The following is a 21193-nucleotide window of genomic DNA, read 5'->3' on the forward strand; positions in this document are numbered from 1 at the left end:
TCTTAAACTAACTGTGCCTGAGGATTCAAACAACAAGCCTCAGCAAAAACTCTGATAATACCCCAGGCACTTTATTATTAAACAAATCTTAGATCACAGTACAGTATCTTTTACACATTGAATAAAAGGTTTTACCTCTTCACTTCTTTTTTTATCTAAAGGTTTTTTTGTTTCATCGGAAACATCAAACCTTCCTTTAAATTTTCCATCTACATTCGCCGTTTTCTTATCTGACTTTCCAACAACACTAATTGTGTATGAATGCCCTTTGGGAAGTAAATCCGTACATTTACTCAAGGCACCTTTTTCATTGGTATGAATTTCATTATTAACATCATTTACTGATGTTTCTGCAAAAGAAAACGGGATATAAGCCAAACCAAGCAATAAAGCATATGATAGAAATTTCATCTCTTTTCCTTATTTACTAAATTGACATAACAATTAACAATACTAACTAACACTAACCAACTAATCTTCTTTAAACTCCAGTATATCTCCAGGTTGACACTCCAAATATTGACATATAGCATTTAAAGTGGAAAATCTAATTCCCTTAATCTTTCCTTTCTTTAATAAAGACAGATTCTGCTCGGTAATTCCTATTAATAACGCGAGATCTTTAGATTTAACCTTCCTCTTTGCCATCATTACATCTAGAGTCATATGAATTGACACAGTGTACCCCTATATAATACTCTGATTTTCAGCGTATATATCACAGGCTTGATAAAGAATACGAGAAATTATGGCCAAGCAAGCCGACATAAAAAAAGCGACAAAATGGCCGGTAGTCAAACTTATTGATATAAAATGCCCCCCCTGTGACTCATTCATCGTTAGCCATAAAGTTAGCAAAGGCTCACATAGAATATCTAACATACTCCAACCAATCACTCCCCAACCAGCAAATCCTAAATACCTTGCTGTTTTCTTTGAAAAGTAATCCCTTTGGCTATAATTTCTAAACAGTTGATGTAAAGCCCACAAACTAAATATTAATGATGACAACGGGGTACTTGTTATGAGAATTCCACCGGTAAGCTGCCACCAACTGAAAGAATATATATCAAAATTAGGTAATATTCTCTCCGTGAGAGAAAACCCAAGCCCGTACTTCTCCAGGATCAATTCTGGTTTCAACCAACTAAAAATGTTAATTATAATAGTCACCGTGATGACTAACAGAGAAAATTTAGACATGACTAAGCTAAGATTAGCCATTCGATCCAATTTTGAAGAGTCTGTCATACTAACCCCCATCATCAAGCATGATCACACTATAGCCAAAAATTACCGCAAAACAATACTTCCTTATCGCAAAACGATAATAATTTTATGCCTTGGATTAGAATAATTAGGTAACAAATTGTTTTTCAAGCATCTTTTTAAAAAGAAAAATGAACAGATAAGGTAGATGAACATTTTTTCCTATAAGCAAAGATAATTTTTACATTCAAAAACCTTTATTAATAGGATGACTCCATGATATAAAAATAAAAAAATATATTTCACCCGGTATATGGATTCATTGTCTGGAATAAACTCCCATAAGGATAAACTCTAAAACAATAAATATATCTGTCATAAAGAAAAAGATGATTTTAATACTTAATTACGCAGGAAAAACATAATTTCAGATACAAACAGCAGTTATATAAACTCTTTGTTATAAATTACCATCAGATTAATTTCATATACTTTACCCAACATAGATAATTACAATAAAATTAATAACAATTGTAAAAATACAAATGATTCCATTTATAAATTTATAAAAAATACAATTGCTTAGACATAAACACAACGAAAAAACGAATTAATACACTATAATAATAAACAAGATGAAGATACATTATGTTGAATACAACTTATCGGGTTCAATTTCCAAACTTCTTTTATTGCGAACTGATAAGAATAGAAAATTGTATAATATTATAAATGGCTAGCAAATTTCATCCAAAAATCAAAGATATTCACGAATAAAATAAAAACTCTATCACTATACCTAAGGACTACGACTATGAAAACCTCATCAACAATGCGAACCCCAGTCAAACTACCACCAATGCCATCAGAAAGTGAAGTCTCAAAAACATATAAATCAGCAGACATGGCGCACTCCTATCTAGAGGGAGATAATCTTATTTTTACTGACACCGACGGTTTTGACCGAGCACTCAGGGATGGTTTTTTCCTCCTGAAAGCACCACCATATATGGATTTTGAACACGGTGATCGATTTGCACACCACTTCTTTGAACCCGCCGCAGAAGGTGACCTTCGACCCTATACGGGATTCAAATCATGCACTTTTTCCAATGGTTACGAAGGTTATTTCGACAGAGAACATGATCAATGGGAACATTTCCGCCTCGAACGGAAACACTGGAACCTTATGCCGTCAGAGGTCGCGACACTAGGTCACCATATGACACACGTCGGCATATGTATACTACGCTCTGTGTTAACTTATGTTGGTATTCCTCGTCGTGATTGGGAACTCGTCACCAATGGTATTTCCGAAGGGCTAGAGAACCAAGTGTTATCGTTTAACCACTTCCGATCAGAAAAAGCCACCCGAGGTTCTAAATTTCATCGGGATTCAGGATGGGTAACTGTCCTAAGATCAACTGAACGTGGTCTATTGGCTTATATAAATGATGAGCTTTTGGCTATTGATCCTGTTCCGGGACACCTGATCATTAACTTCGGTAGTTCGCTAGAAGTGCTGACTGAAAATTTAATGCCGAATGTTCGAGCTAACGTGCATGGCGTTGTTCGTACAGAACGCAATCGGCAGCGCGATAGAATGTCGTATGTCATGTATTTAGTCAGCAATCTAGCTGGAAATATCTACAAATATGGTCCCAACGGCCCAATCAAAGTTCAATCCGTCAAAGAATTTACTATCCAAGAAATGAATCGGACATACGATGATGATAATGACGCTTTGTAGATATTTTCTGCATAATAAATCGAGGTCATAACACAGATTTAGTTGACAGATACCTTTATATCGGTATCTGTCAGGTTAAATCGACATATGAACCTCGATCCCTCTCAGACTCACCAAATCGTCAGACATATGAGAATGGATTTCTGATAGTCAAGCTGTCTTCCAACAATAATGGTATTCAATCTGAAATATCGTGTGACTGCTATAAAAACAATCTTGCCGAAAAAGAAGAGGTCAATGGGGTTACATGGGGTTTGAGGACCTACATTTACTCGAAATAATTTAATAATAATTGCTATTGCCGGAATTAAACTTTCTAGAATTTTGTTTTTTATTCACTGGGTTACCACGATAGTAAAAGGATAAAACCGTATCATGACGTAGATTTACGATTTATTAAAATAACCACAATTATGGTTAAAAAAATACCTATAAATGTTGTAAAAAAAACGATGCTTATGGAAGAAAAATAAAATATTGTGGAACCTATCAAAGGGCCAATAAACATGGAAAGACCAACAGAAATTGACGTTAAGCCGAATATTTTAGCCGAGTTATCATTAGTTGCAAATTTCTGCATATAAATGGTAACAATAATATTATTCATAGACGATCCTACTCCTATTATTACCATTGCTAAAAATATAAAAAATAAATTGATTTTATCAGAAAATAAATCATTAAATTGATTTGTTATTCCTATTAAAAGATATCCTGTTCCCCACAAAAAGAATGAAAATAATATAATATTTAAAGATATATTAATCTTATACTTTCCAAATACCAAACCAATTAAAACACCTGAAACACCTGAAAGGCACACAGCAAAACTATAATGGCTTCCATTTAATCCCTGTCCCATAAAGCTAAGCGCTATTAAACTATCTGATAGATAGCCAAAACAAGTTAAAGTGGAAATAACAATAAATGGAAACAATATTTTATTGTCTTTCATTATATTGAAGTAATTAGTTAGTGATATCTTGTTTTTATTGCGGTTAACATTAATCAATGGTTCTGAAACAAAAATATATAAGACTGCTGAAATAAAATAAAGCATTGATATTAAAACAAGAGCCTGTTTTATTGAATAATAGATAAGAATAAAACCTAAAAATAACGGGGCCGCCATTTTATATATTTGAAATAAAACCTGCCAATAACTAAATTTTTTTTCAAATTGGTTGGTTGATATATTCTTTAATATTATAAAATTAGAAGGTCCTAGAAATAAACGAAGAATGTTTTTAATAAAAGAATAAAGAATAAAGAATATATATATTAACGTCATCAATGTTGTATTGAAATGCGGTAATAACACCGCAAAGTAACGAAATGATAATAATACACTTTTTGGGTTTTATATTTTCATCTACAAATGACGAAACATAGGGAGTTAGAAATAGTAACGATGCAGCATATGAAATTGTATATAAAGATGAGTATATCGCTCCACCATTCCAATGATATGTGATTAGCGTGAATGATATTATCATCTCCAAATACAAGGTAAAAGAATTTCCTGATGAGGCTAATATTAATTTGCGAAATTCTTTATCCATTATTTTTCTCCAACTAAAATAGACTTAATAAATATAGTACTTACAGTAATTACATCTTTCTTAGTATTTCCCCTTGAATAATATCCACTGTTAATTTAATGACTGCATCTTTAGTTAAGGTTTCAGTATCAATAATTTTCCAAGTGTCATCATAAAACGTCTGGTATTGATTAAGAACGTGTTTTTGATATTCTATAAAATCATATTTTTCATTTGTCTCTAATTTTCCAGATTCACTAGGCTTTAATATTTTTTTCCTCTTTTCAGCAGTACCTGGAGGAACATCAAGATATATAACCATGTCTGGCTTTGTGTTTATAGATAGAACCGAGTGACTTAATTTTACTAATTCCGTGGATTTAAGTAAGAACCTTGCTAAATATTTATAATACCAACTATCACATATAATAATTTTACCTTGCAATAAACAAGGTTGAATAATTAAACTATCCAAAACAGCAAACCATGATGCTATCAATAGAATCCAATGCCGGTCACCCAGTTCACCCAATGGAGCTGAAATATCATAATCCCAAAGCACATCTCGTATTTTCCCCATGTGGTACATACTATACCCAGATGGTAGTAAAGGATAATTTTTATCTAAAAAAACAATATTATTATAGTCTAGAGATAAAATATCATAAACTTCGCGTGAAATTGTTGATTTACCTGCACCATCATTCCCTTCAAAAGCTATAAATAAACCACGTTTAATCATTTCTTTTTTCCCCGTAGTACGCCTGAGTATCAAGTGAATTTCTACCACTACCGATAATAAATGGTTTGAATCCATATTTTTGATATAACTTATGCATCTCAGCATATGTTTTATAAATATCTTCAAAAATAGGTCTAAATAACTTTCCAAAATAGTGCTCCACTTCGTACAACGCCTTGTGTATCAAGGGGGGTAAGCCACACATAGTTGAGTTATGAGTTAGTACAGTCTATCAGGCACCAGATTTGCACTGTTCGGATATTAATCGAATAGACCAACTGTATCGGTATTATGAAATTCTATTTAGTGTTTTTGCATGATAAGATAACGCAAGGGGGATTCCTCCTGAAATAATAAATAATTTGTTTTTAGCTATCGTAAAAACCTTATCCCACACATAATGATCTTGGTAAATGTTTTCTATGTTTAATGTGGGGCAAGTTTCCAATGAAAATAAATTAATACTTTTACTGTATTCGTAACGAAACTCATCATATAAATCAATTGTTTTTTGTGGCGCGTCCTTTAATTTTACCGATTTATCAAGCCCTCTTGAATATATTAATTCTAATTTATTTGTTATTCCTTTGTTCAATATTGTGGATAGGATATTTTCTTTGTTTTTTCTCAACTCGCATAGTTCAGTACCATATAAGGCTAATTCTGGATCTAAGCCATATCCATTTACTAAGTTACCCATATCAGATGTAATTTTATTTATATTTAAATAATCAACTAGTTCATTCCAAATATGTATTATTTCAGTGCTTGATAATCTTGATATGGGTGATGACAAATTACTTAAGTCCATTAGCATTTCTTCTGCATCACGTAGATGAAATATTGTTTCTTGTAATTGGCATCCATTATTTATTTGGTTAAAATATTCTTGAAAATTATTGGTTTTGGTTCCCTTTAATGTTCTCCAGCAGTGGTGCTTACTTATAATCTTTATTCTTTCCATTGTATTTCCCATATGCATTACTTATGCTAATGCCCCTAGTCTTTCGAATTCCGATAGGTAAAAATTAGCATTTTCATTAGTTATTCCAATTTTTTTCAATTCTGAAACAACTTCAAACTCTGTTTTTTCATTATCTATTACTAACCAAACCTTATATGCATCTGAATTAATTTCACATAATGCTTTTTTTGCGAAAAGTATTAATTTCCCATCTTTGCACAAGACTCTATACCATAAATTTTTTATTATTGGTTTGTTATTTTTATCTGATAATAAAATGTCGGATGTATTAGCTATTCTTTTTTTCGTAAAAGATACATTGTAACTGAAAATATCTTTTCCTTGACAATAGTCTAAAGTTAACTGCCACACTTTAGCAACTGAGTTTATGTAATCAATTGTTGAAATATCATTGATTACATTAAATTTTGAACAAATCATCAAGTATATAGATGTTATTGGATGATCTTTTCCAAACACCTTCATTACATTTTGATAACGCCACTTTATTAAGGTGGATGTGTTTTCACTTGAAGCCAGAATATAATCCATTGCTGAATTAACTGTTCGTTCAAAGTTGAATGCTGCTGATATTAGGTCATTATTTAAAATATTTCCAATCCCATCGGAAAAACACTTTTCGCCAAAGTTTTTTGCTTTGGTCTTAAGTATTTCACATAATTTAGCTTTATTTATGTCTCCTTTTAATTTGTTAAAATTATTTGATTTTATAATCGATTCCCCTGTTAATATCCTATGAGATAAATGTAATTTATACCAATCGGAATTTGGGCTTCCACTGTTGATTATCTTCATGATTTCTTTTATCTCTTTTAAAGAGATTATTGTCACTTCTAACATTCCTATATCGGATGGTATAAATATCTCTTCGCATTCTACTTCCAGCTCTCCTTCCAATATAACATAGACATCATAATCAGATTTTGGTGTTGCAAACCCTTCAATGACTGAGCCTGATAAGTAGCAAGTATACAAATCAGTATCATTAAATTTTTTATTTATTATTACTTTTATTTCCCTTTTTACGTTAATAATGTCCATATTTTACCTTTTATCTTATAATGAAAGGACAAATAAAGGAATAAAGGTTACGGTATACCTTTATTCCTTCCTCTATTAATTATGGGATGAATTCATTAAACCATTATCATAATTTAATGTTTCATCATTAGTTAGCGGTCTAAATGCTTGTACTGTTATCATATTCACTTTATCCTCCTCTAGGATTTTTTTTAATAAATACACCGGGTTAAAATTTAATCCAGCCTTGTAATATTAACAGCTTTTATTATTTCAGTTATGTAATAGTTAATATATTTGTGAATTCCATCACAACTAAAAATATAACTTATTGAAAAAATTGTAAATTATTTGTTACTTTTTGTGATAATAATTGTATTAAACTTGGTATGCTTTCCAATAGGTTTATTTTATGTAATCATTTGAATTTATTGTCATTATTTTTGCGATCATGTATTCAATGCGGTGATCATCATATAAAATTCTGTCATTTATTAGAAAATTCTTGATGATCAAAGTTGACGTGAAATACCTATTTTATCAGCAGACCTCACCTTAGAATGAAGCGACTAAATCGTAAGACTTTAGGTTACTCAAAATCAGTAGGAATGCATGATAGGGTCATCGGCACAATATCCCCATCGTACATTCGATGGAGATATTGAATAATTATTGTGTCCAGAGGGATTTAGTAAATTTTCAGTTACAACCAGAATAACCAAGCAAACAAAGAGATGATCGCGATGCAGGCAATATTCAGCACCATACCCACTCTGACCATTTCAGTTTGTTTAATATGACCGGAGCTGAAAACAATCGCATTAGGTGGTGTAGCAACCGGCAACATAAAGGCACAGGATGCCCCGAAACCGATAATTAGCGTCAGCGTCATTATCGGCATACCCAACGCTTCCGCAACGGTTGCGAATATCGGTACTAACAAAGCGGCGCTAGCTGTATTACTGGTAAATTCAGTCAGGAAGATAATAAATGCCGCGACCGCAACAATAATCACAAACCAGTGACTTGCGCCAAAAGTAGCGGCCATACCATTTGCCATGATTTCACTAGCACCTGAGTTTTTCAAAATAGCGCTTAAAGTCAGACCACCGCCAAACAGTATCAACACACCCCACTCGGTGTTATTTTGAATCTGGGACCAACTCGCCACCCCCGTTATACCAATCAGAACGGCAGCACTGATAGCAATAATGGTATCCAGATCTTTCACTCCCCCTAAGGCAGAACTGATAACCGTGCTAAAGATCCAGCAGAATACAGTTAATAGGAAGATCAGCATGGTCATCAAACGCTTGCCAGTCCAATCCTGTTTTTCCAGCTTCATGTTGAATTTATGATTCAAATTCGGGCGCAGCATCAGATACATAATACCCACCATCATTGGCATCAAAATAACAACCAGAGGAATGCCCAATTTCATCCAACTGAAGAAATCGATACCCAGTTGAGCCGCAGCAATTGCGTTTGGCGGGCTTCCTACCAAAGTACCTAAACCACCGATACTTGCACTATAAGCGACACCTAACAACACAAATACAAACGTATGACGCTCAGAACGTACATCCAAATTGGACAAAATACCCAATACTAATGGCAGCATCATCGCGGCAGTCGCAGTGTTACTGATCCACATGGAAAGACCAGCCGTTACACCAAACAACAGCATCACTGCTACAGACAAGCGTCCACGGGCAATCATCAGCAGACGATTAGCAATCAGCCTGTCCAGCCCTTGTATGTGAAGTGCAGTTGCCAAAGCAAAGCCACCAAAAAACAGGAAGATGATGGGATTAGCAAAAGATTTCAGCGCATCTCCCGTATTCATCAATCCCATACCAACTGCCAGAATTGGAATACATAATGCAGTAATTGTGACGTGAATAGCTTCGGTAAGCCACAGCACACCAACAAATACCATTAATGCTAAACCCGCATTGGCTTTTTCACCAAACGGCAATGTATTCAGTAAAATAAATAGTAATACAACATCAGCAGCCAGAATAATTAAGCCTTTTTTATTAGAAAAATTTGGCCTTATAGCTGCGGTTAAAGATTGAGAAGCATCCATGGTGACTCCATTAGCGCCGGTGATATCTGATCCACCATTGCTACAATTGTTAAAAAAATACAAGGCGTGTGAATATAAGGAGTCTTCTCCAGGAAGCAAATGCAGTTCTTTGAATTTTGCGATCTAAAGCGCGAGAACTAACCAATTAAATCATAACAGACGGTATTTTATACAAATTTTTGTATTTATATCACATTATTACACCTTTATAGGTATAGGAAATCGTTACGTTTTATGTAAGTTTTCGGGCATAAAAAACAGGAGAACTCTCCCTCTCCCAAGCTACCGACAAACCTATTTTTTTCTCATCTTTCACTGATAACTTTATGAGGAGAAAGTTTTACTATTTGAATAAGTGAAAATTTCTATAATCCCTCGCTTTCAGATGGCACGAAAACAATAGTTCACATGATTTAACCTGAACGAGTCAGATCCACGGAGTAAATTTTCCCACATTCCATCCAAAGTATTTCATATTGAAATATTCCATTAATAACATAATCAACAAAGAAAATTTTACACAATATAAAATATTAGCATATTGAAGATATTTACCCTCTGTAGAATCATCCGCACCAAATAGGCGCCCCAAAACTCATAAATATAATTATCCATTGTGTTATAAAAGTGATAACTTTACATGGAAGTTTTTACAGTTTTACAGTTTTACAGTTTTACAGTTTTACAGTTTTACAGTTTTACAGTTTTACAGTTTTACAGTTCAATCATGATGGGTGAAATTATGAAAGATAACACTAACACGATGAGTTTCTCTGTAAACAAAGATCTGGATGTTCATTCAAAAAGCTTTGATGCTTTCATATCGTACATGGAAAACAGCAACGATTTTTGGATCATAAAAGACAGCGAATCTCGATTTGTCTATGCCAATGATATTATGATCTATTATAGTGGCCTTCCTAAAGGTTTTAATATAGAAGGGAGGCTTGATAGTGAATGTCCAGCACCGTGGTCTGAATTTGAAGATATTATACAAGCTAATGATAAAAACGTAATGGCGAATCAAAAAACCATTCCGGTACTAAACACCTTTACTTATGGCGGGAGAGAAAAAATGATCCAGCCGTTTCTAGTCGATATTACCCCTTTAATGAAGGATGGAAAATGTATTGGGGTTGTTGGGCACGGTAGAAAACTTCAAATTTATTCCATGTATCATTTTGAAAACAACAGGCATCCTGAATCATTAACTTTTGGCACACCAACTGATTTATTTACCGACAGAGAGTTCGATATCGTATTTTTTGCGTTGCAATCGCTAAGCGCTAAAGACATAGCGAGAAAATTAGGTATCACATATAGAACGGTACAAAGCAGGTTACAATTTATCTATCAGAAAATAGGGATAAATTCATTAAACCAGTTAAAAGAATATTGCAGGGGTAAGGGGTATGATAATTACGCTCCTACCCGATTTATTAACCCTAATCCCTATATACCTCTGGCATAACAATGCACAGCATTACTATCGTCACTATGCCATTAGGGTTTTGCCTAAGAGAACCTTATTATCCGACCAAAACTCACTTAACAGCTCGAAGGACGGATTTTTGGGATACCTCACATGCAAGTTATTACAGTTCAATCATGATGGGTGAAATTATGAAAGATAACACTAACACGATGAGTTTCTCTGTAAACAAAGATCTGGATGTTTATTCAAAAAGCTTTGATGCTTTCATATCATATATGGAAAATAGCAACGATCTTTGGGTTATAAAAGACAACGAATCTCGATTCGTCTATGTGAATGATGCTACGCTTTATTACAGTGGCCTTCCTAAGGGTTTTAACATAGAAGGTAAACTTGATAGTGAATGTCCAGCACCGTGGGCCGAGTTTGCAGATATTATACAAGCTAATGATAAAAATGTAATGATGAGTCAAAAAACCATTCCGGTACTAAACACCTTAACTTATGGCGGGAAAGAAAAAATAATCCAGCCGTTTCTAGCCAATGTTACACCATTAATGAAGGACGGAAAATGTATTGGGGTTGTGGGACACGGTAAAAAACTTGAAATTTATTCCATGTATCATTTTGAAAACAACAGGCATCCAGACTCATTAACTCTTGGTACACCAACTGATTTATTTACTGATAGAGAGTTCGATATCGTATTTTTTGCTTTGCAGTCATTAAGCGCTAAAGATATAGCTAAAAAATTAGGTATCACATATAGAACAGTACAAAGCAGGTTACAATTTATTTACCAAAAAATAGGGATAAATTCATTAAGCCAGTTAAAAGAATATTGTAGGGGTAAGGGGTACGATAATTATGCTCCGACCCGATTTATTAACCCTAATCCCTATATACCTCTGGCATAACAATGCACAACATTGCTGTCGTCACTATGCCATTAGGGTTCTGTCTAAGAGAACCTTATGCTCCGACCAAAGCCCGCTCAGCAGTGCAAAGAGTGATTTTGTGGGATACCTCACATGGAGGTTATCACAGCTTTACAATTCAATCATGATAGGTGAGATTATGAAAGACAACACGATGAGTTTCTCTGTAAATAAAGATCTGGATGTTCATTCAAAAAGCTTTGATGCTTTCATATCGTACATGGAAAACAGCAACGATTTTTGGATCATAAAAGACAGTGAATCTCGATTCGTTTATGCTAATGATGTTACGCATTATTACTGCAACCTACCCAAAGGTTTTAATATGGAAGGTAGGCTTGATAGTGAATGCCCAGGACCGTGGGTCGAGTTTGTAGATATTATACAAGCCAATGATAAAAACGTAATGACGAGTCAAAAAACCATTCCAGTATTAAACACTTTCATCTATGGCGGGAGACAAAAAATAATCCAACCACTTCTAGTCAATATTACCCCTCTAATGAAGGATGGAAAATGTATTGGGGTTGTGGGACACGGTAGAAAACTTCAAATTTATTCCATGTATCATTTTGAAAACAACAGGCATCCTGAATCATTAACTTTTGGCACACCAACTGATTTATTTACTGATAGAGAGTTCGATATCGTATTTTTTGCTTTGCAGTCATTAAGCGCTAAAGATATAGCTAAAAAATTAGGTATCACATATAGAACAGTACAAAGCAGGTTACAATTTATTTACCAAAAAATAGGGATAAATTCATTAAGCCAGTTAAAAGAATATTGTAGGGGTAAGGGGTACGATAATTATGCTCCTACCCGATTTATTAACCCTAATCCTTATATACCTCTGGCATAACAATGCACAGCATTACTATCGTCACTATGCCATTAGGGTTCTGTCTAACAGAACCTTAATGCTCCGACCAAAATCCACTTAACAGTGTGAAGGACGGTTTTGTGAGATATTTCACATAGAAGTTATCACAGTTTTATTGTTCAACTATGATAGGTGAAGTTATGAAAGATAAAAGCATGAATTTCTCTATAAATAAAGATCTGGATGTTCATTCAAAAAGTTTTGATGCCTTCATATCATACATGGAGAACTGTAATGAATTCTGGTACATAAAAGATAAAGAATCGAGATTTATCTATATGAATGGTTATGGACTTCATCATAGCGGGCTACCCAAAGGGTTTAATGTTGAAGGTAAACTGGATAGTGAGTGTCCGGTTTATTGGTCTGAGGTTGCTGATATCATTCAATCTAATGACCGTAGAGTGATGGAGGAAAAAAAAGTCATTCCTACTTTGATTACATTTATGTATGGTGGCAGGGATAAAATTATTCAACCATTTATGGCGGATGTCACGCCTTTAATGAAAAATGGAGAGTCGATTGGCGTAGTAGGCAGAGCTAGAAAGCTAGAAGTTTTTTCAATGCATCATATGGAAACTAATAAACCTCCTGAATCATTATCATTTGGCAACCCAACTGAGATTTTTACAGATAGAGAGTTCGATATCGTATTTTTTGCTTTGCAATCATTAAATGCTAAAGATATAGCGAGAAAATTAGGTATCACATATAGAACAGTACAAAGTAGGCTACAATTTATTTACCAAAAAATAGGGATAAATTCATTAAGCCAGTTAAAAGAATATTGTAGGGGTAAGGGGTACGATAATTATGCTCCTACCCGATTTATTAACCCTAATCCTTATATACCTCTGGCATAACAATGCACAACATTGCTGTCATCACTATGCCATTAAGGTTCTGTTTAACAGAACCTTATGCTCTGACCAAAACTCGCTTAACAACGTGAAAAGCAGTTTTGTGGAATACCTCACATGGACGTTATCGCGGTTTTACAGTTCAATCATAATGGGTGAAGTTATGAAAGATAACACGATGAGTTTCTCCATAAACAAAGATCTGGATGTTCATTCAGAAAACTTTGATGCTTTCATATCATATATGAAAAACAGTAACGATGTTTGGGTTATAAAAGACAACGAATCTCGATTCATCTATGCCAATGATACTATGATTTATTACAGCGGTCTTCCTAAAGGTTTTAATATAGAAGGGAGGCTTGATGGTGAGTGTCCAGCACCGTGGTCTGAATTTGAAAATATTATACAAGCTAATGATAACAATGTAATGACGAGTCAAAAGACCATTCGGGTACTACACACCTTCACTTATGTCGGAAGAGAAAAAATAATCCAACCATTTCTGGTCAATGTTACTCCTCTAATGAAGGATGGAAAATGCATTGGGATTGTATCGCACGGTAAAAAACTTGAAATTTATTCCATGTATCATTTTGAAAACAACATTCATCCAGAGTCATTAACTTTTGGCAAACCAACTGATTTATTTACCGACAGAGAGTTCGATATCGTATTTTTTGCGTTGCAATCGCTAAGCGCTAAAGATATAGCGAGAAAATTAGGTATCACATATAGAACGGTACAAAGCAGGTTACAATTTATTTACCAAAAAATAGGGATAAACTCATTAAGCCAGTTAAAAGAATATTGCAGGGGTAAGGGATATGATAACTACGCCCCGACCCGATTTATTAACCCTAATCCCTATATAACTCTGGCATAATAATGAACCATACCGTTATTGTCACTATTCCATTAAGGTTCTGCCTGGCAGAACCCTATTCGCCTCCCAAAAAGTTTACCCGATTTTGGAATACTACTCCTATCTGGCGATCCGTGAAATCAACAGAAATTATGAAAAATATCAAGGAGTGACGTTAATAACGCTATTTTAATCATACCTGAAGCTTTTCACAAGACACAAGAAAAGCTTCAGGAATTTAATCTCTTCTCATTGTATTTTTTTCGAGAAGTTTATTTTAATTCATTTTGAATACCTGCTTGGCCATATTTCGAAAGGCTCACAATTCAAAGCAATAGCAATAAGTTGTTCACCCTTAGGCCACGGACGGTGCAAAGCATTTGATAAAGTAGATGATGCAAGCCCCGCTTCTCTTGAAACAGCAGATAACGACGTTCCCCGTTTTTTAAGCCCTGCAATAATATCAGCCGGGTGCCAGTCGTTTTTTACAATCATTCCTTATTCTCCTCTCAGTTTGGTTATTCAAGGTGCTATATTCATACTCTCTTCAAATTAATATTTTTATATTGCTACAGCTTTTTCCCTGAGTCCGCACTGGTGCGGAATACTAAAAACAACCACACTAAGACGTAAAACCCCGCTAAGTGCAGCCAAATATTCTCCGAACAGGAAAATGTTATATCTAACGATTAAACGGTCATAAATAAAATTTAATTGTTAAGCAATGTTCTTTTATGGATATTGGAATATTCAGAAAGTTTAGTTATTTTGGGAAATATTGGAAGACGCATTAAATACATTAATAAATGTCCTAAAAAAGCGCTTCAATTACGAAGAATGACGCCAATTAAATACTTTATGGTCATCGAAAAATTACTTATGCAACGGCAAATCAGCCAGTCGATAATTATCGACTGGCTGAATGACCGTTAACGTGCTTCATTCTGTGCCGTCAGCCTGTCCTTAATGCGATAAAACCATCGCCCTCCCAATAATGCCACCACAAGTTCAAGGGAAGCTATTGCAGCTAGGGTTAGGATAAACAAGGTTTTGCCCGCGCCAACTAATATCCATCCGCCTATTGCCGGAAATCCAAATATCCCCACAAAGTAGGCGACAACGAACCAAGTGAGGGCAGCATGACGATTCTCAAGCGCAGAGTCGTTTACTGCCCATGTTTGAATAACGGGATACACCAATCCATAGCCTATCCCCGTTAACATGGCCGCCACAATCTGGAACATAGGGTGAACCGGTACGCCTAGCAAAGCCAAAATACCTATGATCAAAAATAACATCAGCGCGATGACTAACGGGATACGGGGCATCGTCGATAAACGTCGGGCTAACAAAAGCCGCGACACAACCACGGTCGCTGCATGTACAGCAAAGAATGTACTTGCATTTGCTTGAGTCCCTTCGACAAGCGAACTCTGGAACGACATCATTCCGGAGAATACACCGCCTCCCAGACCCACCATCACAATGGGACGGATCGCACTATTGGCAGCAATCTTGGTTATTTTTCTCACCCAAGGTCTCAGTGATAACTCCCGTTGACCATGCGGTTCCCTGACCCCAAAGGTCGCCAGAAGTAGTGAGGCGAGGATGCCAATGACGCCAACAAAGAGAAATGTTACTCGGATGGGCACTCCTGCTTGTTCAACCGCCGCGGCAAGGAGGATGGGACTGCCGCAAATCCCAGCCATTTGAAATGCGCTGAAGCGAGTAAACCAATGACCCCTGTCAACGTCAGTGACACGCTCCGACAATGCCATAGGCCCACTGATATAGAACATTCCCCAACCGAGTCCAATCAAGAACGCTGCGATACGCGGAATGTAACCCAATTCACCGCTGAAACCGCCTAAAAGAAAATAACCACAAGACATCGCCAGCGCCGCTAGGGCTGCAAGGCGCGATGCTTCCAGTTGCCCAGCAAACCATCCAACCAAAGGAACGCCAATCAAGGTGCCGATCAAGGCCACGCTAAGGGTCGTCCCAGTGTCAATGTCACTCCCCCCTTGTGACCGAAAATACGCGGAAATAAGAAAGGTGGCGCCATATCCCCCCGCAGTGAACAGGGTTCCGAACAGGAGAAAAAGTGCCGACATTGTTCTCATCAGTCAAACTCCATCTTAATTATTACAGGACGCCGAATGGCTTTGGCGCCATCGATCTCAGTTTATTCACCGCTTTTTCCAGACGGAGACAAACATACCGTATCTCGTCCTCATTATTAAATCTTCCTAGTCCGAAACGCACACTGGCTTGAGCCTGTGCATCACTGACTCCTATTGCTTTCAGTACATGTGACGGCGCCCTGTTAGCGGATGTGCATGCAGACCCAGAGGACAATGCAACCTCGGAAAGCTCCAGCAAAAGCGAGTCAGCATCCAAGCCGTTGAAAGAGACATTTAACAGACCGGGAAGGCATTCGATAAGATGACCATTTATCCGAACGTCAGCCACATTCTCGATAATATACGACCGAAGTAAATCCCTTAAATAACGTAACCTCATCGACTCATCAGGCAAGTTTTTAACAGACAGTTCAACGGCGCGCCCAAATCCTACTATCCCCGGAACGTTAAGGGTTCCAGAGCGTAAGCCTCGCTCATGTCCCCCTCCAACAATGAGAGGAGCGAGTGTTATATTCTTATTGCGTGAATCGATATAAAGTGCACCAACCCCCTTTGGTCCATATATTTTGTGCGCGGAAAATGAGGCAAGACTTATATTCATGCGCTGTACATCAAATTTTATTTTGCCGAGCGCTTGCGTGGCGTCGGTATGAAGAGGAATGTCATGTTCCTTACAGATCGCGCCTATCTCTTCAATTTTTTGTATTGAACCAATCTCGTTGTTAGCGGCCATAATCGAAACGAGATAGGTATCATCCCTTATTGCACGAGATATTGAATCTGGGGATACGATGCCGTCGCTTTGCGGCGGTAAGTAGGTCACCTCCGTTCCCATTGCTTCGAGCCTACCGCAACAATCAAGAACAGCTTTATGCTCAATTGTCGATGTGATGACATGCCCCCTTTTGCCCCGATGTTGAAGGCCCGCGATTGCAAGATTGTTCGACTCGGTGGAACCCGACGTGAATATAATATCGGAATGACTCGTCGCATTTATCGATGTTGATATCACTTTTCTTGCATTATCAACAGCTTCCATAGCTTTCCACCCAAATGCATGGTGATTACTGGCAGCATTTCCATAAGCGCAGGTAAAATAGGGCATCATAGTTTGAAGCACGTCGGGATCTAATGGCGTTGTAGCATTGTTATCCAAATATATCGGCCGGGTTAAGTTGTACATAAATTTTTCCCCCTTAACAAACAAAGATGAAATTATTTTTTTATTATCTTGACTATATCTATATCTGCTAGGCAGTAACTACATCGCCTTTACTCACCTCCCCCTGTTCATTAACAAGATTAAGACGAATGGCGGTTGAAACACCGAGCATATGGCTGAGTTGTAGCCCACGCACATATGCCAAAGCTCTCGACCAAGCGCAGTCCTCAAAGAACACCTCCAGAATAGCGTCTGAGCCTTTGTGATCACCGGCAGCTTTCTCAAAGTACTCCTTCGTAATTGCTGCACAAGTGAGTTTCTGAGTCGGCTCTTCGTAAGCAGCATCTGATGTCGGTGGTTTACCGTCAGCGAGGTTTTTGGACACCATCCGCCGTGTGATGATTTCGGGTATTTCTCCAGAAGCTAAGATGTGGACAAGGTGCTGCCTGGCTGAATCTTCGTGAATAACACGTATTTCACTGAGCGGAATCTGATATTTTTCTGCTACGGGCAAAAAGATATTCCTGATCGAGGCGTGGAGATGACTCAAGCGGGGGTTCCGTTTTTGAGAATTAGTGAGGTTATTTATCAGGAACTGGAGGCGGAATATCCCATGATGATCGAATGCCACGGATATCCTCGGTAATTGACCACATTCATCTTGGCTTCGTTTGGCGAACATCAGAGCAGCCTCAAAGGCTTTCAACTGAGCCTCGATAACTATCTCGCTATCCTTATTGAGATAAACTCGTGAATTCCCTGCCAGTATGCTTACGTTAGTTTCTCGCTGATTCATTTTCATCAATATCCTTTTCCATGATGGATCGTATGTATAAGGATGCCCGAAGCATCCATTAATTTTTGGAGCAAAGGGAGTTCTTAAAGAGTGATTGATATAACGTATGGAAGATAAGGAGATCTTTATAATTTCACGTACGCTGAATACCGTTTTCTCTTGCGATCTCGGTTATAAAACAAGTATGTCTGATATTAGGCAAGGGTATAATTCCCATAAAAGAAGTTGGATAAAGGTTAGCGTATCTTTTTTATCAAAAAATAGATCTTCGTCTTGTTTAAACATTTTTTCTTTTTGACCTTGCAGTCGAGGCTCTGAGCCCGGCCATCGGACATCATTTAGCTCTCAGCTTACCGGGTAATTCTGTCACACCAATACAAGGCTCTAGTTGCCAAGTATGGATATGTCCGAACTGTTGTTGAGACAGCTAACTAAAATCCGTTATATCAAGGTAAATCTTCTCAGCAACATTAAAGGGGGGATTCTCGCTATTAAGCCATCGGCGAAAAGTTTCATATGTGAAAACATGGCTGCACCGACCGACTGCCTCAGGAAAACTCAAAAATTGACGTTGTAGAAGTTATCAGGCTATTACCCTTATGAAGGAGGGTTTTAGCCTTTCATTTGGAAGAATAAAATTATTTCAGGTTTGTCATGCTCAAACATCAACCTATTACACACAGCTCAACTTAATTTTTTCTCTTCGAATCACAGCTAGCTCTCCGCTCAACAAACATATTTAAAAATCCATCAGTTATCCTCTTACTATCCGAATAAATCAGCATGGCTACCAACTCGATACAAGATCAATTCAGTGTCCGTACGTCGATAAATCAGTAGTAAATCCGGTGCTCCATGACATTCCAAATAACCAATATAGTTACCATTCAGGCGGTGTTCTTTATACTTCGGTGGTAATGGCTGGCCGGTTTGCAAAAGCGCAAGGGTTTTCATAATGATTTCTTGCGCTTTTTTATTGTTGACGTACTTTTTGGCATCCCTTTTAAATCGGCTCTGATAAACGAAAATCAACACTGTTACCAGCCTAAATCACTTTTTAATTCATCAAGCGTGTTGGCACGGTGAACACCTATCCCGTTCTCTAGATCATGAATTGCCTGTAACGTCTCGCTATTCGGTTGCAGCAACCCATCCGGTAGCCGACCTTCTGCGGCTAATCGATTAATAACCATACGTATAACGGTAGATAAATCGAGCCCAAGTGCTTTGGCATTTGCCATTGCCGCCGCTTTGCAGGCTGGTGACACCCTGGCTCTGACAACAGTATCAGTCATAGTAAATGCTCCCCTGTGTGTTTGATTAGAACACCGTAGCCTTTTTGTAGCCACACGTCAAAAGATTATAAATATGACTTGGTAGCCAATTATCTGAGGAGGGTTTTACCCCTCCTGTTTAATTCTAATACTTAATTAATTATCGATTAAGCCTGACCTTTTACTTCTTTCAAGCCATAGAAAGGAGCGCGATTACCCAAAGCTTCTTCAATACGGATTAACTGGTTATATTTAGCAACGCGATCAGAACGGCTCATAGAACCGGTTTTGATTTGACCTGCGGCAGTACCTACGGCCAGATCAGCAATAGTCGCATCTTCTGTTTCACCAGAACGATGAGAAATTACCGCCGTGTAACCTGCGTCTTTTGCCATTTTAATCGCCGCCAGCGTTTCAGTTAGAGAACCAATCTGGTTGAATTTAATCAGAATAGAGTTAGCAATGCCTTTCTCAATACCTTCTTTCAGGATCTTAGTATTGGTAACAAACAGGTCGTCGCCAACCAACTGGATTTTTTCACCCAATACTTTTGTCTGGTAAGCAAAACCTTCCCAGTCAGATTCATTCAATCCATCTTCGATAGAAACAATCGGGTACTTTCTGGTCAAATCTTCTAAGTAATGAGTGAACTCTTGAGAAGTGAAAGTCTTACCTTCACCTTTCAGTTCATAGTTACCCGTTTCTGGGTTGTAGAATTCAGAAGCGGCACAATCCATAGCCAAAGTGACATCTTTGCCCAGAACATAACCCGCTTGTTCTACCGCTTCTTTAATAGCAGCCAGCGCTGCCGCGTTAGATTCCAAGTTAGGCGCATAGCCCCCTTCGTCACCAACCGCAGTACTCATGCCTTTTGCTTTCAGAACTTTAGCCAAGTTATGGAAAACTTCAGAACCGATACGAACCGCCTCTTTCAGCGTTTTTGCTCCAATCGGTTGAATCATAAATTCCTGGATATCAACGTTGTTATCCGCGTGCTCACCACCATTGATGATGTTCATCATCGGCAACGGCATAGAGAATTTACCCGGAGTGCCATTCAATTCAGCAATGTGCTCGTACAACGGCATGCCTTTCGCTGCTGCTGCGGCTTTAGCGTTAGCCAGAGAAACCGCCAGAATCGCATTAGCACCGAATTGAGATTTATTTTCAGTACCATCCAGATCGATCATGATCCTGTCGATGTTAGCCTGATCTTTAGCATCCTGACCAATAACTGCCTGTGCAATCGAGCCATTTACTGCATCAACAGCTTTCAGTACACCTTTACCCATAAAACGGGATTTGTCACCGTCACGCAGTTCCAACGCTTCACGGGAACCGGTAGATGCACCAGAGGGTGCAGCCGCTAAACCCACAAACCCTCCTTCCAGATGCACTTCTGCTTCTACGGTTGGGTTACCACGGGAGTCAATGATTTCACGACCGATCACTTTAACGATTTTGGACATTAGGTTTTCCTCAGTACAAGTTACATTTCAG

The 21193-nt window shown here is 37.3% G+C and carries 22 protein-coding genes and 1 pseudogene; 7 read left to right on the forward strand and 16 right to left on the reverse strand.

The annotated features are described in order from the left end of the window. Positions 1–93: 93 nt before the first annotated feature. From AACQ83_RS05790 to AACQ83_RS05805, 4 genes are all read right to left on the reverse strand, one after another. Positions 94–411, reverse strand: a complete 318-nt coding sequence (locus tag AACQ83_RS05790; protein WP_192880992.1) for a hypothetical protein — start codon at positions 409–411, stop codon at positions 94–96. A gap of 60 nt (positions 412–471) precedes the next feature. Then, a complete protein-coding gene (locus tag AACQ83_RS05795; protein ID WP_049583242.1) occupies positions 472–678 on the reverse strand; it encodes a helix-turn-helix domain-containing protein in 207 nt (68 codons plus the stop codon). Between the two features lie 9 nt (positions 679–687). Further along, complete coding sequence (locus AACQ83_RS05800; RefSeq protein ID WP_158537758.1) at positions 688–1251, reverse strand: DUF2975 domain-containing protein; 564 nt, start codon at positions 1249–1251, stop codon at positions 688–690. 684 nt (positions 1252–1935) lie between these two features. Further along, complete coding sequence (locus AACQ83_RS05805) at positions 1936–2115, reverse strand: hypothetical protein (protein WP_240000706.1); 180 nt, start codon at positions 2113–2115, stop codon at positions 1936–1938. Positions 2116–2398: 283 nt separating this feature from the next. Between AACQ83_RS05805 and AACQ83_RS05810 the strand changes: the two genes are divergently transcribed. Next, positions 2399–2959, forward strand: coding sequence for a 2OG-Fe(II) oxygenase family protein (locus tag AACQ83_RS05810; RefSeq protein WP_240000707.1), 561 nt, complete (start codon positions 2399–2401; stop codon positions 2957–2959). A gap of 373 nt (positions 2960–3332) precedes the next feature. Here AACQ83_RS05810 and AACQ83_RS05815 read toward each other — a convergent pair whose 3' ends face one another. From AACQ83_RS05815 to AACQ83_RS05830, 4 genes are all read right to left on the reverse strand, one after another. Beyond that, positions 3333–4250 carry an MFS transporter gene (locus AACQ83_RS05815; RefSeq protein ID WP_240000708.1) on the reverse strand — a complete coding sequence of 306 codons (918 nt, stop codon included), beginning with the start codon at positions 4248–4250 and terminating at the stop codon, positions 3333–3335. Between the two features lie 320 nt (positions 4251–4570). Then, on the reverse strand, positions 4571–5242 hold the full coding sequence (locus tag AACQ83_RS05820) for a dTMP kinase (protein ID WP_112876836.1): 672 nt from the start codon (positions 5240–5242) through the stop codon (positions 4571–4573). A 289-nt stretch (positions 5243–5531) separates the two neighbouring features. Further along, entirely contained in the window at positions 5532–6206 is a 675-nt protein-coding gene (locus AACQ83_RS05825; RefSeq protein ID WP_112876837.1) for a hypothetical protein, read from the reverse strand. A gap of 21 nt (positions 6207–6227) precedes the next feature. Continuing rightward, positions 6228–7268, reverse strand: coding sequence for a hypothetical protein (locus tag AACQ83_RS05830; RefSeq protein ID WP_112876838.1), 1041 nt, complete (start codon positions 7266–7268; stop codon positions 6228–6230). 536 nt (positions 7269–7804) lie between these two features. Between AACQ83_RS05830 and AACQ83_RS05835 the strand changes: the two are divergent. Further along, positions 7805–7912: pseudogene (locus AACQ83_RS05835) on the forward strand (IS1 family transposase); the annotation flags it as partial. A gap of 38 nt (positions 7913–7950) precedes the next feature. Here AACQ83_RS05835 and AACQ83_RS05840 read toward each other — a convergent pair. Next, complete coding sequence (locus AACQ83_RS05840; protein WP_112876839.1) at positions 7951–9336, reverse strand: DASS family sodium-coupled anion symporter; 1386 nt, start codon at positions 9334–9336, stop codon at positions 7951–7953. A gap of 742 nt (positions 9337–10078) precedes the next feature. Here AACQ83_RS05840 and AACQ83_RS05845 point away from each other — a divergent pair. The 5 genes from AACQ83_RS05845 to AACQ83_RS05865 all read left to right on the forward strand — a co-directional run bounded on the left by AACQ83_RS05845 (position 10079) and on the right by AACQ83_RS05865 (position 14338). After that, positions 10079–10807 carry a helix-turn-helix transcriptional regulator gene (locus tag AACQ83_RS05845; RefSeq protein WP_112876840.1) on the forward strand — a complete coding sequence of 243 codons (729 nt, stop codon included), beginning with the start codon at positions 10079–10081 and terminating at the stop codon, positions 10805–10807. A gap of 152 nt (positions 10808–10959) precedes the next feature. Further along, positions 10960–11688: a helix-turn-helix transcriptional regulator gene (locus AACQ83_RS05850; protein WP_112876868.1), complete on the forward strand. Its 729-nt coding sequence runs from the start codon at positions 10960–10962 to the stop codon at positions 11686–11688. Between the two features lie 160 nt (positions 11689–11848). Continuing rightward, a complete protein-coding gene (locus AACQ83_RS05855; RefSeq protein WP_112876869.1) occupies positions 11849–12571 on the forward strand; it encodes a helix-turn-helix transcriptional regulator in 723 nt (240 codons plus the stop codon). Positions 12572–12732: 161 nt separating this feature from the next. After that, entirely contained in the window at positions 12733–13455 is a 723-nt protein-coding gene (locus tag AACQ83_RS05860) for a helix-turn-helix transcriptional regulator (RefSeq protein ID WP_112876841.1), read from the forward strand. A 160-nt stretch (positions 13456–13615) separates the two neighbouring features. Further along, positions 13616–14338: a helix-turn-helix transcriptional regulator gene (locus tag AACQ83_RS05865; RefSeq protein WP_112876842.1), complete on the forward strand. Its 723-nt coding sequence runs from the start codon at positions 13616–13618 to the stop codon at positions 14336–14338. Between the two features lie 261 nt (positions 14339–14599). Here AACQ83_RS05865 and AACQ83_RS05870 read toward each other — a convergent pair whose 3' ends face one another. The 7 genes from AACQ83_RS05870 to eno all read right to left on the reverse strand — a co-directional run bounded on the left by AACQ83_RS05870 (position 14600) and on the right by eno (position 21162). Next, positions 14600–14812, reverse strand: coding sequence for a helix-turn-helix domain-containing protein (locus tag AACQ83_RS05870; RefSeq protein WP_112876843.1), 213 nt, complete (start codon positions 14810–14812; stop codon positions 14600–14602). Between the two features lie 434 nt (positions 14813–15246). Continuing rightward, positions 15247–16440 (reverse strand): MFS transporter, encoded by a 1194-nt coding sequence (locus AACQ83_RS05875; RefSeq protein WP_112876844.1) that lies wholly within the window; start codon positions 16438–16440, stop codon positions 15247–15249. 22 nt (positions 16441–16462) lie between these two features. Continuing rightward, positions 16463–17644 carry a cysteine desulfurase family protein gene (locus AACQ83_RS05880; RefSeq protein ID WP_112876845.1) on the reverse strand — a complete coding sequence of 394 codons (1182 nt, stop codon included), beginning with the start codon at positions 17642–17644 and terminating at the stop codon, positions 16463–16465. 67 nt (positions 17645–17711) lie between these two features. After that, a complete protein-coding gene (locus AACQ83_RS05885) occupies positions 17712–18419 on the reverse strand; it encodes a hypothetical protein (RefSeq protein WP_112876870.1) in 708 nt (235 codons plus the stop codon). A gap of 765 nt (positions 18420–19184) precedes the next feature. Continuing rightward, positions 19185–19454 (reverse strand): type II toxin-antitoxin system RelE/ParE family toxin, encoded by a 270-nt coding sequence (locus AACQ83_RS05895; RefSeq protein ID WP_112876846.1) that lies wholly within the window; start codon positions 19452–19454, stop codon positions 19185–19187. Between the two features lie 2 nt (positions 19455–19456). After that, a complete protein-coding gene (locus AACQ83_RS05900) occupies positions 19457–19714 on the reverse strand; it encodes a type II toxin-antitoxin system RelB/DinJ family antitoxin (RefSeq protein WP_049583252.1) in 258 nt (85 codons plus the stop codon). Between the two features lie 146 nt (positions 19715–19860). Continuing rightward, the gene (eno, locus tag AACQ83_RS05905; RefSeq protein WP_112876847.1) at positions 19861–21162 is read right to left on the reverse strand and encodes a phosphopyruvate hydratase; all 1302 of its coding nucleotides are present in this window, start codon (positions 21160–21162) and stop codon (positions 19861–19863) included. Between the last annotated feature and the right edge of the window lie 31 nt (positions 21163–21193).

The sequence above is a fragment of the Photorhabdus sp. S10-54 genome (assembly GCF_963878145.1).
Classification (GTDB): Bacteria; Pseudomonadota; Gammaproteobacteria; order Enterobacterales; family Enterobacteriaceae; genus Photorhabdus; species Photorhabdus kayaii.

What these genes read in the sequence shown, in the direction of transcription:
- AACQ83_RS05790 (WP_192880992.1), bottom strand. Translation starts at nt 411, where the DNA reads ATGAAATTTCTATCATATGCTTTATTGCTTGGTTTGGCTTATATCCCG.
- AACQ83_RS05800 (WP_158537758.1), bottom strand. Translation starts at nt 1,251, where the DNA reads ATGACAGACTCTTCAAAATTGGATCGAATGGCTAATCTTAGCTTAGTC.
- AACQ83_RS05805 (WP_240000706.1), bottom strand. Translation starts at nt 2,115, where the DNA reads ATGTCTGCTGATTTATATGTTTTTGAGACTTCACTTTCTGATGGCATT.
- AACQ83_RS05810 (WP_240000707.1), top strand. Translation starts at nt 2,399, where the DNA reads ATGCCGTCAGAGGTCGCGACACTAGGTCACCATATGACACACGTCGGC.
- AACQ83_RS05815 (WP_240000708.1), bottom strand. Translation starts at nt 4,250, where the DNA reads ATGACGTTAATATATATATTCTTTATTCTTTATTCTTTTATTAAAAAC.
- AACQ83_RS05820 (WP_112876836.1), bottom strand. Translation starts at nt 5,242, where the DNA reads ATGATTAAACGTGGTTTATTTATAGCTTTTGAAGGGAATGATGGTGCA.
- AACQ83_RS05825 (WP_112876837.1), bottom strand. Translation starts at nt 6,206, where the DNA reads ATGGAAAGAATAAAGATTATAAGTAAGCACCACTGCTGGAGAACATTA.
- AACQ83_RS05830 (WP_112876838.1), bottom strand. Translation starts at nt 7,268, where the DNA reads ATGGACATTATTAACGTAAAAAGGGAAATAAAAGTAATAATAAATAAA.
- AACQ83_RS05840 (WP_112876839.1), bottom strand. Translation starts at nt 9,336, where the DNA reads ATGGATGCTTCTCAATCTTTAACCGCAGCTATAAGGCCAAATTTTTCT.
- AACQ83_RS05845 (WP_112876840.1), top strand. Translation starts at nt 10,079, where the DNA reads ATGAAAGATAACACTAACACGATGAGTTTCTCTGTAAACAAAGATCTG.
- AACQ83_RS05850 (WP_112876868.1), top strand. Translation starts at nt 10,960, where the DNA reads ATGAAAGATAACACTAACACGATGAGTTTCTCTGTAAACAAAGATCTG.
- AACQ83_RS05855 (WP_112876869.1), top strand. Translation starts at nt 11,849, where the DNA reads ATGAAAGACAACACGATGAGTTTCTCTGTAAATAAAGATCTGGATGTT.
- AACQ83_RS05860 (WP_112876841.1), top strand. Translation starts at nt 12,733, where the DNA reads ATGAAAGATAAAAGCATGAATTTCTCTATAAATAAAGATCTGGATGTT.
- AACQ83_RS05865 (WP_112876842.1), top strand. Translation starts at nt 13,616, where the DNA reads ATGAAAGATAACACGATGAGTTTCTCCATAAACAAAGATCTGGATGTT.
- AACQ83_RS05870 (WP_112876843.1), bottom strand. Translation starts at nt 14,812, where the DNA reads ATGATTGTAAAAAACGACTGGCACCCGGCTGATATTATTGCAGGGCTT.
- AACQ83_RS05875 (WP_112876844.1), bottom strand. Translation starts at nt 16,440, where the DNA reads ATGAGAACAATGTCGGCACTTTTTCTCCTGTTCGGAACCCTGTTCACT.
- AACQ83_RS05880 (WP_112876845.1), bottom strand. Translation starts at nt 17,644, where the DNA reads ATGTACAACTTAACCCGGCCGATATATTTGGATAACAATGCTACAACG.
- AACQ83_RS05885 (WP_112876870.1), bottom strand. Translation starts at nt 18,419, where the DNA reads ATGAATCAGCGAGAAACTAACGTAAGCATACTGGCAGGGAATTCACGA.
- AACQ83_RS05900 (WP_049583252.1), bottom strand. Translation starts at nt 19,714, where the DNA reads ATGACTGATACTGTTGTCAGAGCCAGGGTGTCACCAGCCTGCAAAGCG.
- eno (WP_112876847.1), bottom strand. Translation starts at nt 21,162, where the DNA reads ATGTCCAAAATCGTTAAAGTGATCGGTCGTGAAATCATTGACTCCCGT.